Genomic DNA, 12,933 nt, shown 5'->3' on the forward strand with positions numbered 1-12,933 from the left:
CAGATATTTTTCGAATTCTAACCGATGGAGGACTTTTTGGAGACCTGGAACCTCACCACTTTAACGCGCCTGTTCGCCGCCGATCCGGCGGCGCTCGGTGATGTGGACGTAGCCGTACCCGAACAGGGCGACGTCATATGCGTCACCCTCAAGGAAAAAGGCGATCTCGACGTCTTCGTCGCGGTCAGCGGAGAACGCGACATTCTTGTCAGCGCCGTTCTTTTGCCGTGCAAGGAGGTGCCCAATCGCGAAGCCTTCGAACGCATGGTGCTCAAGACGCACAAGTTCGTGCCGCTCTCCAGCTTCGGCATCACCACCATCGACGGTGAGGAATGGTATGAATTGTTCGGTTCGCTGTCGGCGCACTCGCCAGCCGACACGGTGGTCGAAGAGGTGGCAATTCTGGCGGCCAATGCCGTCGATGCGGCACACATGATTGATGAATGGAAAAGCGGGGAGATTGCCGCATGAGCACCTGGGGAAAGATTTTCACCGCCATTCGCGGCGGCATCAACGAGGCGGCTGAAGCCGCCGCCGACAACCAATCCATGCGCATTCTCGACCAGGAAATCCGCGACGCCGAACAGTCGCTGCGCCGGGCGCGATCCGATCTGGCCGGCATCATGGCCTCCAACAAGAGCGTCATGCGCCGCCTGGAAGAAAACCGCGCAAAGGAAACCAAGGATACCGACAGCGCTCGCGCCGCGATATCGGCAGGCCGCACGGATCTCGCTCAGGGCCTGGCGCAGCGCATCGCCACCAGCCGTTCCGAAGTGCAGCGCGACCAGGAAGAGCTCGATCGGCTGCTGCCCCGCCAGCAGCAGATGCTGCGCACGATCCAGGACACCGAAGCACGCATTGCTCAGATGAAGCGCGAGGTGGAGAACGTCAAAGCCAACGAGTCGCTGCTGCGCGCTCAGTCGGCGATCGCCCATAACCAGTCGGGCATCAATACCCGTCTCGGCAGCGCCGTCGAAAGTCTCGAACGCATCAAGAAACGCCAGGAAATCACTGCCGGGCGCATCGAAGCCGGTGCAGAGCTCGCCGCGCTGGAAAACGGCGGCGATCTCGATCGTCAGCTGCGCGAAGCCGGCATTGGCGGTTCCAGCCATTCGGCCGATGACATTCTGGCACAACTAATGCTCCCCAAACATTCGGCCGAGCCGGTCTTGCTGCCCGCCCCCGCCGGCCAGAAAGACTGACAATCCCTGGGGACGGCAGCCTTGCCTGCCGTTCCCAGCACGTCTGCGGATTCGAGCGCCCGCGCGCTTGTTGGTTGAAAGCGGCGCGCGTGCGCCATCTTCTGCGACGAAGCCGGCCGGCATAAGCGAGAGCATGTCGTCGTTTCTAATTGACGCCGAGAAACTGCTTCAGCTCGGCCGTCTGCGGGTTGGCGAAGACCTCCTCCGGCCGGCCCACCTCGTGGACCCGGCCCTGATGCATAAAGACGACGCGGCTACAGACGTCGCGGGCGAACTTCATCTCATGGGTGACCATCAGCAGCGTCATCCCTTCCGCGGCAAGCTCGCGCACGACGGCCAGAACCTCGGCGACCAGTTCCGGGTCGAGCGCCGAGGTGATTTCGTCACAGAGAAGGGCTGCCGGCTGCATGGCGAGCGCCCGGGCGATGGCGACGCGCTGTTGCTGGCCACCGGAGAGTTCGTCCGGATAGGCGTCGAACCTGTGCCCAAGCCCCACCCGCTCCAGCATCTTGCGGGCGATGGCCTCGGCTTCGGCCTTCGGGGTCTTCTTGACCACCGTCTGCGACAGGATGACGTTGCCGCCCGCCGTCAGGTGCGGGAAGAGATTGAACTGCTGAAAGATCATGCCGACCTTGAGGCGCAGGGCCTTCAGATGCACTTCGTCATCGAGGAGTTGCGCGCCGGCCACGGAAATGGAACCGTCGGTGATGGTCTCCAGGCCGTTGATGCAGCGAAGCAGGGTCGATTTGCCCGAACCGCTTTTGCCGATAATGGCGATGACCTCGCCGGCCTGCACATCGAGATTGATGCCTTTCAGCACCTCGGTGGCTCCGAAGCTCTTGCGGACTTCAGTGATTTCGATGAGCGACATTGAGCTTCCTTTCCAGGATCTGGCTGCTTTTCGACAAGGGCCAGCAGAGGGCGAAGTAGATGAGGGCGACGAGCCCGTAGACGGTGAAGGGCTGGAAGGTGGCATTGGTGACCACGGTGCCGGCTTTCGACAATTCGACGAAGCCGATGATCGAGGTCAGCGCTGTTCCCTTGACGATTTGGACGGAGAAGCCGACCGTCGGCGGTATGGCGACCCTGAGCGCCTGCGGCAGGATGACATGGCGCATCTGCTGCAGCCGGCCCATGCCGAGGCTGGCGGAGGCTTCCCACTGGCCTTTGGCGACCGATTCGACGCAGCCTCGCCAGATCTCGGCGAGAAAGGCGGCGCTCCACAGGGTGAGTGCCAATCCCGCAGCAAGCCAGGCCGGCACGTCGATGCCGAAGAGGCCGAGACCGAAAAAGGCGATGAAGAGCTGCATCAGCAGCGGCGTACCCTGGAACAGCTCGATATAATATTTCGCAAGCAGCCTGAATGGCTTGCGCTTGCTGATGCGCAGGAACAGCAGCCCCAGCCCGACCGCGCCGCCGCCGACGAAGGAGACGAGCGAAAGCAGGATCGTCCAGCGGGTGGCGAGCAGCAGGTTTCGCAGGATGTCCCAGAGGGTGAACTCGATCATCGTGCTTTTCTCCTCGGGAAAATCAAGCCGCCGACCACGCCCAACACCTGCCGAAGCAGGATCGCCATCACCAGATAGATGGCTGTCGAGACGATGTAGGCCTCGAAGGCGCGGAAGGTTCGCGATTGTATGAAATTCGCGGCAAAGGTCAGATCTTCGGCGGCGATCTGCGACACGATCGACGAGCCGAGCATGACGATGACGACTTGCGACGACAGCGCCGGCCAGATGCGCTGCAGTGAAGGGACGAGCACGACATGGCGGAAGGTTTCGAAGCGCGTCATGGCAAGGCTCTCGCCTGCCTCGAATTGACCCTTCGGGGTTGCCTGGATGCCGGCGCGAATGATCTCGCAGCTATAGGCGCCAAGGTTGATGACCATTGCGAGGTTGGCGGCGGTCAATTCGGGAAGCTGGAGGCCGAGCGACGGCAGGCCGAAGAAGATGAAAAACAGCTGGATCAGGAACGGCGTGTTGCGGATCAGTTCGACATAGGCGGCAACGACAGGTTTCAGCCAGGCCGGCCCGAGTGCGCGCACCCAGGCACAGACGATGCCGAGTGAAATGCCGAGCAGTCCGCCGATCGCGATCAGTTCCAAGGTGACCAGTATGCCCTTGATGATCTCAGGGTAATATTGAAGCAGCCAACCGAATTCGAAATGATAGCTCAAAGAATTGTCCCCTCTTGCGGTGACGAGCGGATGTCATCCCGCCTGCGGGCGCGGGATGACATCCGTAAGTCCGGGTCGTTCAGAGATCTGACGGGAGATCGGTGCCTAGCCACTTCTGCGATATGGCGTTCAGCGCGCCATTGGTTTTGGCGGCACCGATGATGCCGTTGACCTTCTCCAGAAGAGCTGCCTGCTCCTTGTTGAGGCCGATGTAGCAGGGCGAGTTCTTGATCAGGAATTTGAGCTCAGGGCGCTTGGGGGGATTTTTGGCGAGGATCGCCGCCGCCACGACGTTGCCGGTGGCGATGGTGTCGACCTGACCGGACAGGAAGGCTGAGATCGTGCCGTTATTGTCCTCGTAACGCTTGATCGTCGCATCGGCCGGCGCGATCTTCGTCAGTTCCAAATCCTCGACCGAGCCGCGCGTGACACCAATGCTCTTGCCGGCGAGGTCTTCCGCCTTGGCAACCGAAACATCGGCCGGCGCGAACACGCCGTTGAAGAAGGGAGCGTAGGCCGTGGAGAAATCGATCACCTTTTCGCGCTCCGCATTCTTGCCGAGGCTTGATATGACCAGGTCGACCTTGTTGGTCTGCAGATAGGGCACGCGGTTGGCGCTGGTGACCGGCACCAGCTCGGTCTTGACCCCCAGTTTTTCGGCAATGAGATTGGCGACGTCGATATCGTAGCCCATCGGCGCCATATCGGTGCCGACGCTGCCGAATGGCGGAAAATCCTGCGGAACCGCGACACGCAGCGTACCGCGCGCCGTGATGTCGGCGAGAGCATCGGCACGAGAAGCGGAGCTGAAGCCGAGGCCTGCCGCCAGGGTCGCGATTGCGAAGAAAACTCGTATTGTCAGCATGCGTTCATTACTCCTTTGAAGTGCTGTTTTTAGGGGCTGAGAGGCGGGGACGCGGTCCTGGGCGGGAGCGACAGGGAATTGCACAGATCCGAAAGCGGGTCCGGGCGGGCGGTGAGGTCGAGGCCCATTTCCACGTCGTCGAGATGCTCGACGGAGAGTTCTGCAGCTCTGACGAAATCGCCCGCCTGCATCGCCTCGAAGATGCGGCAGTGCCCCTCGTGGGATTGTGCGGCGTGAAATTCAGATTGATAGAGCATCGAAATGAGGATCGTCCGCGCGGTCAGGTCGCGCAGGATATCGACGATGATGGCGTTGCCGCTCAATTCGGCGATGCGGATATGGAAATCGCCCATCAGATAGGTCAGGCGTTGGCGGTCGCCCGCCGCCATGGCATTTCGCTCCTCGGTGAGATGCGCGTCGAGCGCCTTGCTGCCCTCCTCCGTCAGCGTCCGCATGCTGCGCAGCAGCCCGGCCTCGACGATCCGCCGCGCCTCATAGACCGCGATCGCATCTTCCGCGGACGGCTCGACGACAAACCAACCACGCCGAGGGCTGACATGCACGATGCCGCGTGACTCCAGGCGCATCATCGCCTCCCGGACGCGGGTTCTGGACACGCCGAAGAGCGCTGCCAGCTGGTTTTCGCCAAGTCGCGTACCGGGCCGGATCTTGGCAGAAAGGATGCCGGAGACGATCGTCGCCTCGATGGATTTCTGCGTGGTCTCGGATGTGTGGCTATCTTGCATACAAGACAGAAAGCAAAGCCCATGCCAAAATCCTGTGTTCAGGATTTTCAAGATGTCGCGAATGCTGTGCGGAAAATTTGCCTGCCCGGAATGCAGATTGAACGCAATTTGTGCGGGCGCCGGCGCCCGAAGACGCTGCTCAGTGCGACCGCGATCTTTCTCATCTGCGGTCGAACTGCCGCGCCGATCGTCTTCGTGCTTTTAGTTGAAACTCGAGGTCTTGAGGAATTCCGCGAGCCGTTCGGTCTTCGGCCGCACAAACATTTCCTTCGGGTCGCCCTCCTCGCAGATGACGCCCTGGTTCATGAAAATGACGCGCGATGAAACCTCGTAGGCGAAACGCATCTCATGGGTGACAAGCAGCATGGTCATGCCGTCGGCGGCGAGCCCCTTGATGACCTGCAGCACTTCGCCCACCAGTTCCGGGTCGAGCGCCGATGTCACCTCATCGAACAGCATCAGCCGCGGCGACATGGCGATGGCGCGGGCGATGGCGACACGCTGCTGCTGGCCGCCGGAAAGCTGACCGGGATAATGGTTGGTGCGAGCGGAGAGGCCGACACGATCGAGCCATTTCTCCGCGACGGCGCGGGCCTCCGGCTTCGTCATTTTCTTCACCTTGACGAGACCGAGCATGACGTTTTCGGCGGCACTCATATGCGGGAAGAGATTGAACTGCTGAAAGGCCATGCCGGTCAGCGCGCGCTGGCGGGCAATCTCTTTCTCGCCCTTGCGGCGGCGGGTTGCGCCGTCGACGCGGTAGCCGATCTCCTCGCCATCGAGACTGATCGTGCCGCCCTGGAATTCTTCCAGCATGTTGACGCAGCGCAGCAAGGTGGTCTTTCCGGAGCCGGACGAGCCGATGATGGAAATAACCTCGCCTTCCTCCACGGCGCAATCGACGCCTTTGAGGACTTCGTGGACGCCGTAAGTCTTGCGCAGACCCTTGATGTCGAGAATGGTCTTGGCCATCGGGGGAACTCCTCAGGACGGCAGGGCGGTCTTGCGCTCGACATATTTGCCGAAGTGCTCGATGCCGTAGTTGACTATGAAATAGAGACCGCCGGCCAGGAAATAAAACTGGAGGCTCATGAAATTGCGGGAGATGATCTCCTGCGTGCGCAGCAGCAGCTCGGCAACGCCGATGACGGAGAGCAGCGTCGAGGCCTTGACCATCTCGGCCGCCGTATTCACCCAGGCCGGCAGGCACTGTCGCATGGCCTGCGGCCACAGCACCGAGGTGAAGGTCTGGGTAAAAGTCAGGCCGATCGCCTTGGCCGCTTCGGTCTGCCCCTTCGGGATCGCCTGCAATGCTCCGCGGACGATCTCGCCGACATGCGAGGAGCAGAAGATCGCAAGGGCGAGCACCCCGGCGGAGAACGGCCCGAGATCGAGCCCAACGGCGGCGGAGACATAATAGCTTGCCAGTACCAGCACGAGTACCGGCGTGCCGCGGATAATATCGGTATAGGCGCGCACGATCAGCCGCAAAATAACGCCGCCATAAACGAGCGCCAGGCCGACGAAGACGCCGAGGACAGACCCTGCGAGAATGGCCAGCAGAGAGATCGACACGGTCACGCCGATGCCGTTGATAATGACGTAGCGGGCGATCCAGAGTTGTTCGAGAAAGGTGTGGGGCATCGGGTCTATCTCGGCAGGGCCAGACGGCGCTCGACGAAGCGCATCACGGCGGCGATCAGGAAACAGGTCGCGACATAGAGGGCGGAGGTGACCATCCAGGTTTCGATGACGCGAAAGCTTTCGACATTAATCTTGCGGGCAGCAAAGGTCAGTTCCGGCACGGCGATGGCGGCTGCAAGCGAAGTGTCCTTGAACAGCGAGATAATCGTCGAGGACAGCGACGGCAGCACGTTGCGCAGCATCAGCGGAGCGATAATGGAGCTGCGGATCTGCATCCCCGTCAGGCCGATGGCGAGGCCGGCTTCCGTCAGCCCTTTCGGGATCGACAGCAGGCCGGCGCGGAACACCTCGGCTAGATAGGCGCCGGAATAGAGGGAGAGAACCAGCACAAAGCTTTTTATCTTGTCGAGGCGCAAGCCCATCTGCGGCAGCGCAAAAAAGGCGAATAGCACCAGAACGAGAATCGGCAGGTTGCGAATGACAGTGACATAGACCCGCGCCGGCACCACCGCCAGGCGGTTTTTGGACGTCAGCGCGAAGGCCACGACCAGGCCTAACACGGCCCCGATCAGGATCGAGATCACCGCCAAACCGAGGCTTAGCGCAAGCCCGCTCAACAGAAAATCGAAATTGCGCCAGACGGCACCGAAGTTCAACGTATAACCCATGCGGGCCGCCCTTTCAGACTAACGCATCGTGCACGATGCGCAGATTCAAAGTGTTGCAGCGTCCTTTGTGCGCCTCGAAAGACGCGCGGGGCTGCAGCGGAGCGGGAGACAGGTCCCGCTCCGCATGGCCGTTACTTGAACTCAACGGGGAAACCGATCTGCGGCGGCGTCAGATCCTTGCCGAACCAGGTCTTGAAGGACTTGGCGTAAAAGTCGAACTCCACGCCGGTCATGGCTTCGTGCAGGGCGGTGTTGACAAAGTTCAACCAGTCCTGATCGCCGCGCTTGACGGCGCAGGCGTAGGTCTGCGGGTTCCAGCCGTAGCCGGCATCTTTATAGCGGCCCGGATTCTGCGTCATGTACCAGGCGAGCGACGACTGGTCGGTGGCAACGGCATCGGCGCGTCCCGACTCCAGGGCCTGATAGATCAGGTCGACGGAATCATACTGATCGACGGTGGCCTCCGGCAATGCCGCGTGCACCATCGTCTCGGCATAGACGTTCTGCAGAACCGAGATGGTGACGGAGGAACCGGCGGCCTTGAGAGCGGCGTAGTCGCCATATTTTCCGTCCGCCTTGAGCATCAGACCGACACCCTCGCGATAATAAGGAATGGTGAAGGCGACCTGCTGGGCACGTTCGCCGGTAACGGTCATGAACTGGCAGGTGATATCGACCTTATCGGTGGTGATGTTCGGGATGCGAGCGTCGGAGGACTGGTTTACATATTCGATCTTCTCAGGATCGCCGAACAGCGCCTTGGCGATGATATGGCCCATGTCGACGTCGAAACCCTGAAGCTTGTCGTCGGCGCTCTTGAAGTGCCAGGGCGCGTTGGTGCTGCCCGTCCCGAGCACGAGATGGCCGCGGGCCAGCACTTCATCGAGCTTGCTGCCGTCGGCCAGTGCAGGCGTGGAGAGCAGCACAGCGGCGGCCAGCGACATCACGCCGGTGCGAAAGGAAATAGTCATGGCGTTCCCCTTATGGATGGTTCTCGTATATTCCAGTATAATGGACGCTTGTCTGTTTTACTGGAATAGCCTATCAAGTGCCATCAAGGACGAATTGTCAATGGGTCATGCTGAAAAAACGCGCAGCGGCGCACGTGGTGATTTTTTCGGCAGTGCAGCATTTTCCTGCCGCTTGCGAGGCTGATCGCCTGGCTGCGTTCCGACGTATCGGGGAATGCATATGGAGGCCGCAACGCAGCGGCCGGCAATGACTTCATTGCCGAAGCGAGGCAGAAGTCCAACCTTATGACAAGGGCAAGAGCGCGTGCTTCAGGTTATCCAGTGGGGTGCCACGCTCTACTCGAACCCGAGGCGCCGCGCGGCACCGAGACCCTGCGGAGCTGCCCTCAGACCTACGGTGCCGCGCCTTTAGGCGTGCAAGCAACGCTGTCGCTTTGATTTGAACTAAATCAGAATTCTTCCCAATCGGACTTCAGCGCGGCAGCCGCCGTTCCATGAACCGAGGCCGTGCGGACAACTTTTAAAGCCGACGGCATCGAAGGATGACGCCCCGCCTGCGACGACGAAGACCGTGTTTTCGGCCCGTCTTCGAAACGGAACTGCGCAAGGAGCTTGAAGAGTGCGGCAGCCTCCCGTGCAAGGCCATGGCTTGCAGCAGTCTGCTCCTCGACCATTGCGGCATTCTGCTGCGTTCCCTGGTCGACAGTGTTGATGGCCTGGCTGATGCCACCGAGCGCCGTCGATTGCTCGCGCGCCGCCTCGACGATCGCCGTGACGTTGGTATTGATTTCGTGAACCTGAGTGGCGATTTCCCGCAGCGCCGATCCGGCGTTCGTCACCAGGGCGACGCCGTTTGCGACGTGGGAACCGGACGCCGTAATCAGGCTCTTGATCTCTTTCGCGGCCTTCGCCGAGCGCTGCGCCAGTTCGCGCACTTCCTGGGCGACGACCGCAAACCCCTTGCCGGCCTCCCCTGCCCGCGCCGCCTCTACGCCGGCATTGAGCGCCAAAAGGTTCGTCTGGAAGGCAATCTCATCGATAACGCCGATGATGTTGGAAATTTCGTGCGACGAGGTTTCGATCTGATCCATCGCTCCGATGGCATCCCGCACCACCTGGCCGGAATGCTCCGCATGATCCCTGGTACGCGCCACCAGATGACCGGCCTCCTCGGCGCGACGGCTCGAATCCTTGACCGTGGTGGTGATTTCCTCAAGAGCGGCCGCTGTTTCTTCGACGGATGCGGCTTGCTGCTCGGTGCGCTTGGCCAGGTCGTCGGCCGCGGTGCGAATTTCGTTGGAACCGGCCGAAATCGCCTTGGCATTTTCGGCCACCGTTACCATGGCGTCCTTCAGCTTCTCCGAGGCGCTGTTGAAATCGGTGCGCAGCCGCTCCAGCGAAGGAATGAAAGGCTTCGCGATCGTCTGCGACAGGTCGCCGTCGGCAAAGTTTGTCAGGCAGTAAGCAAGTTGTTCGACATTCTCGACGCGAGCCGTAACGTCGGTTGCGAACTTGACGACTTTGAACACTTTGCCGTTCAGGTCGAAGATCGGATTGTAGGACGCCTGGATGTAGACTTTGCGTCCACCCTTCCCCACCCGCATGAATTCGTCGGCAATCAACTGGCCGCTCGCAAGCTTTCGCCAGAAGTCCTTGTAAGCTTCCGACTTCGAATAGTCAGCTTCGCAGAACATCGAATGATGTTTGCCCTGGATTTCGGCAAGCGAATAGCCGAGGGCGGCAAGGAAATTGTCGTTGGCACCAAGCACTTCGCCGCCCGGCGTGAATTCGATGATCGCCTGAGCCCGCGACAAGGCGTCGATCTTACCCGCATCCTCGGCGGATTTCAGCTTCTGCGCGGTGATATCGGTTGCGATCTTGATGACCTTGACCGGTCTCCCGCGCCGGAACACGGGATTGTAGGATGCTTCGATCCAGACCTCGCGGCCACCTTTTCCGAGCCGCTTATATTGCTGCTGCTCGAATTTCCCGGCTGACAGCTTCGTCCAGAAGGCCTTGTATTCCGCCGAGGATGCATAGGCGGGTTCGACGAACATGCGGTGATGTTGTCCAGCGATCTCCCGCAATTCGTAGCCGAGCGCCCTGCAGAAATTTTCGTTCGCGGTGAGGATCATGCCCGACATGTCGAACTCGATCATGGCTTGCGAGTTGGATAGAGCAGCGAGAGCAGCGATAGCATTTGCACCACGATCAAGAATGCTCACTCACAAATCCCCCACAGATTTCATCGCAGTCAATTCGGACACGTCACGAATATTTGCCTATGCCTATTAATGGGGATTTAATGATTAATATAAGGTTTAGCGGTCTGCTTTCGTTCTGAAATGGATGTTGCGCTCATCATGAGCGAGGCCAAAATCACTCAGCCGGTTTTCAATTGCGCCATCGCAAGCAGCGTGTCTGCGCTGATCGTTGCTGAGCCGTTCAGGATCGAAAGTGCTGTCGACGTGGTACCCGTGCCGTTGGCGACATCATACATGGCGGTGAAGCGTTTGATCAAATCGTCGACTTTGTCAGGATCTGCCAGATCCTTGATGTCGATGAAGTTGTCGACCATCTCGGCTTGCTTGTCGACGTCCATATTCGAGACATAACTGGACAGGTTGAAGGTCGTGGTAAAAAACTCGAAGAGCGCGCTGTCGCCCAGAATGCCATAGGCGCTCGATATCTCCGGCGCCTTGCGCTGGAAATAGAGCGCCAGGCGCACGCCGGTGTTGCTGTCACCCTGGTCGTCTTCGAGCGTCAGCCTGACATAGGAGTCGATCGTTTCCAGCACGTCGCCGCGCTGTTGCACCGTCCCTGTGGGATCGGCGGAAATATTGCCGTCCTGATCGAAATTGAACGAGCCGACGAGCTCGGCAAAGCGACTGTCGTCCAGCTTGTTGACGTAACTATCTTCGTCGTCGAGATCGGAAGAAAACATCTTCTCCAATTGGTCCGACGTGACATCGTCCGGGTCGAGCCCCTTTGCCTCGAGCGCAAAACTAACCAGGCGATCATCGGCCAGAAATTCGCTCGCCGTCGTGATCGTCGCCATCTGCTCACGGAAATAGCTGATCTCGTCATCCGCCGCGTCGGTCGCCTCGGTCAGTTCGTCCCCGTCGAGGTAGCGGATCTTGTTCTGTTTATAATAGGCGGCATAGTCGTCGACGACGGATTCCGACATGGCCTGCAAGGGAACGGTGACGTCGCCATCGCTGTCGAAGTTGAATGCTTTGCGAAAGGCGACGAACCGGTCGTCGTCTAGGCTGTTGACATAGCTTTTGGAATCCGTGGGATCGCTTTCGAGAATTTTCCGCACCTGGCTTCTCGAAACGCTGTCCGGATCGATGTCGAAGGCGCGCAACGCCATTTCCCACATTTCCGGGAGATCGTCATTGTCGTCATCGTCATCATCGGCATTTGACACGAGGAAATCATCGATCGAGGTGACGCTGGCGATGCGCGTCGTGTAGTTGTCGACGGCATCTTCCGTGTCGGTATTGGCGATCAGCACCTGATAATTTTCATCGAAGGCTGCCGTGGTCGTGGCGGTCTGTTCCGACGTCTGGGCGGTGTCGCCATCGGCAAGCGCGCCGTCCTCATCGAAATTGAAGGCGTCGTGCAGATCCGACAGGCCGATCGCGTCGGCAATATCGGCGCTTTTAAGCGCCGCGGAAATGAAAGTGTCGGATTCGTCGTCGGTCAGCCCGTAGGCGATCCTGAGATAGCCGACCAGCTTGTCGTCGCTCATCAACTGATCGACGGAGGTGATGTTTCCAATTTCCGCCGCGAAATAAGTGTCATAAGCCTCTCCGGTGTCCGAAGAGGCAATGGTCGAGGAAGCCACCGCATAACCGCTCGTCACCAGCGAGATCTGATCTTCCGACATCACGTCGCCGTCGGTCGAGCCGTCCTCGTTGAAGTTGAAGGCCTTCGCCAGGCTGACATAGACGTCGTCGCCGAGCTGATTGACGAAGCTGTCGGAATCGTCGAGGTCGCTCGTCAAAACCTGCTTCAGGAAACTGCTGGAGGTGTAATCGGTGCTGAGACCGAAAGCGGTCAGCGCATAATTCTTCAGTCTCGAACTCGAGAGGAAATCATCGACCGACGTGATCGACGAGATATTCTCTTCGAAATAATCCGTCTCGTCGGCAATGTCTTCCGCCTCGGTGTCGAAGGACTCCTCATAAGCATCGAGCAGAGTGTCCCGTTGCACATCAGATTGCGCCGTCTTCGTCTCTCCGCCGAATTTGAAGGCGGCGGCGAACTCGGCATAGCGGCCGTCGCTCAAACTGTTGGCGAAGCTCGATGAATCGCTGAGATCGCTTTCCAGCACCTTCTTCATGAAGGCCTTGGCATAGGTCATGTCGTCGAGCCCGTAGGCCTTCATGGCATAGGAGTAGAGCTTGTAATCGCCCATGAACTCGTCGACCGTCGTGACCTTGCCGATGTTTTCCTTGTAATAGGCGCTGTCGCGGGCAACCGTGCCCTGGGACGCCACGCTCGAGAGGCTGGCGTTGAGATTACGCGCGACTGCGAGATAGCTTACGTAGGTGGAAACCAATGCTTGTCCCTTTTCATGGGCGCGGCAGCGCGCGCGAAAGCCTGCCGGCAGCCGCGGTGAAATTTCGATCCTGCTGGGATGTCGTCGCCGGTCA

The 12,933-nt window shown here is 59.8% G+C and carries 13 protein-coding genes; 2 read left to right on the forward strand and 11 right to left on the reverse strand.

Annotation, left to right across the window (positions count from 1 at the left end; all coding sequences use genetic code 11):
• The first annotated feature begins 24 nt into the window (after positions 1 to 24).
• Positions 25 to 471: a YjfI family protein gene (locus K6N12_RS03510; protein WP_097629423.1), complete on the forward strand. Its 447-nt coding sequence runs from the start codon at positions 25 to 27 to the stop codon at positions 469 to 471.
• Positions 468 to 1,202, forward strand: coding sequence for a PspA/IM30 family protein (locus K6N12_RS03515; protein WP_183854162.1), 735 nt, complete (start codon positions 468 to 470; stop codon positions 1,200 to 1,202). The genes K6N12_RS03510 and K6N12_RS03515 overlap by 4 nt, the downstream gene beginning before the upstream one ends.
• A gap of 145 nt (positions 1,203 to 1,347) precedes the next feature.
• Here K6N12_RS03515 and K6N12_RS03520 read toward each other — a convergent pair whose 3' ends face one another.
• The 11 genes from K6N12_RS03520 to K6N12_RS03570 all read right to left on the reverse strand — a co-directional run bounded on the left by K6N12_RS03520 (position 1,348) and on the right by K6N12_RS03570 (position 12,839).
• The gene (locus K6N12_RS03520; RefSeq protein WP_097629421.1) at positions 1,348 to 2,073 is read right to left on the reverse strand and encodes an amino acid ABC transporter ATP-binding protein; all 726 of its coding nucleotides are present in this window, start codon (positions 2,071 to 2,073) and stop codon (positions 1,348 to 1,350) included.
• Positions 2,051 to 2,710 (reverse strand): amino acid ABC transporter permease, encoded by a 660-nt coding sequence (locus K6N12_RS03525; RefSeq protein WP_183854160.1) that lies wholly within the window; start codon positions 2,708 to 2,710, stop codon positions 2,051 to 2,053. Before K6N12_RS03525 ends, K6N12_RS03520 begins: the two co-directional genes overlap by 23 nt.
• Positions 2,707 to 3,378 (reverse strand): amino acid ABC transporter permease, encoded by a 672-nt coding sequence (locus K6N12_RS03530; protein WP_183854158.1) that lies wholly within the window; start codon positions 3,376 to 3,378, stop codon positions 2,707 to 2,709. The genes K6N12_RS03525 and K6N12_RS03530 overlap by 4 nt, the downstream gene beginning before the upstream one ends.
• Before the next feature lie 79 nt (positions 3,379 to 3,457).
• Positions 3,458 to 4,243, reverse strand: coding sequence for a transporter substrate-binding domain-containing protein (locus K6N12_RS03535; RefSeq protein WP_222148744.1), 786 nt, complete (start codon positions 4,241 to 4,243; stop codon positions 3,458 to 3,460).
• 29 nt (positions 4,244 to 4,272) lie between these two features.
• Positions 4,273 to 4,989 carry a GntR family transcriptional regulator gene (locus tag K6N12_RS03540; protein WP_222148745.1) on the reverse strand — a complete coding sequence of 239 codons (717 nt, stop codon included), beginning with the start codon at positions 4,987 to 4,989 and terminating at the stop codon, positions 4,273 to 4,275.
• A 201-nt stretch (positions 4,990 to 5,190) separates the two neighbouring features.
• Positions 5,191 to 5,961, reverse strand: a complete 771-nt coding sequence (locus K6N12_RS03545; RefSeq protein WP_097629416.1) for an amino acid ABC transporter ATP-binding protein — start codon at positions 5,959 to 5,961, stop codon at positions 5,191 to 5,193.
• A 12-nt stretch (positions 5,962 to 5,973) separates the two neighbouring features.
• Entirely contained in the window at positions 5,974 to 6,633 is a 660-nt protein-coding gene (locus K6N12_RS03550) for an amino acid ABC transporter permease (RefSeq protein ID WP_097629415.1), read from the reverse strand.
• 5 nt (positions 6,634 to 6,638) lie between these two features.
• Entirely contained in the window at positions 6,639 to 7,301 is a 663-nt protein-coding gene (locus K6N12_RS03555; protein WP_097629414.1) for an amino acid ABC transporter permease, read from the reverse strand.
• 131 nt (positions 7,302 to 7,432) lie between these two features.
• Positions 7,433 to 8,272 (reverse strand): transporter substrate-binding protein, encoded by an 840-nt coding sequence (locus K6N12_RS03560; protein ID WP_097629413.1) that lies wholly within the window; start codon positions 8,270 to 8,272, stop codon positions 7,433 to 7,435.
• 449 nt (positions 8,273 to 8,721) lie between these two features.
• Positions 8,722 to 10,497 carry a methyl-accepting chemotaxis protein gene (locus tag K6N12_RS03565; protein WP_097629412.1) on the reverse strand — a complete coding sequence of 592 codons (1,776 nt, stop codon included), beginning with the start codon at positions 10,495 to 10,497 and terminating at the stop codon, positions 8,722 to 8,724.
• Between the two features lie 158 nt (positions 10,498 to 10,655).
• Positions 10,656 to 12,839 carry a DUF1217 domain-containing protein gene (locus tag K6N12_RS03570; protein WP_097629411.1) on the reverse strand — a complete coding sequence of 728 codons (2,184 nt, stop codon included), beginning with the start codon at positions 12,837 to 12,839 and terminating at the stop codon, positions 10,656 to 10,658.
• Positions 12,840 to 12,933 lie beyond the last annotated feature (94 nt).

Source organism: Rhizobium redzepovicii (genome assembly GCF_019793435.1).
In the GTDB taxonomy this organism is placed as follows: Bacteria; Pseudomonadota; Alphaproteobacteria; order Rhizobiales; family Rhizobiaceae; genus Rhizobium; species Rhizobium redzepovicii.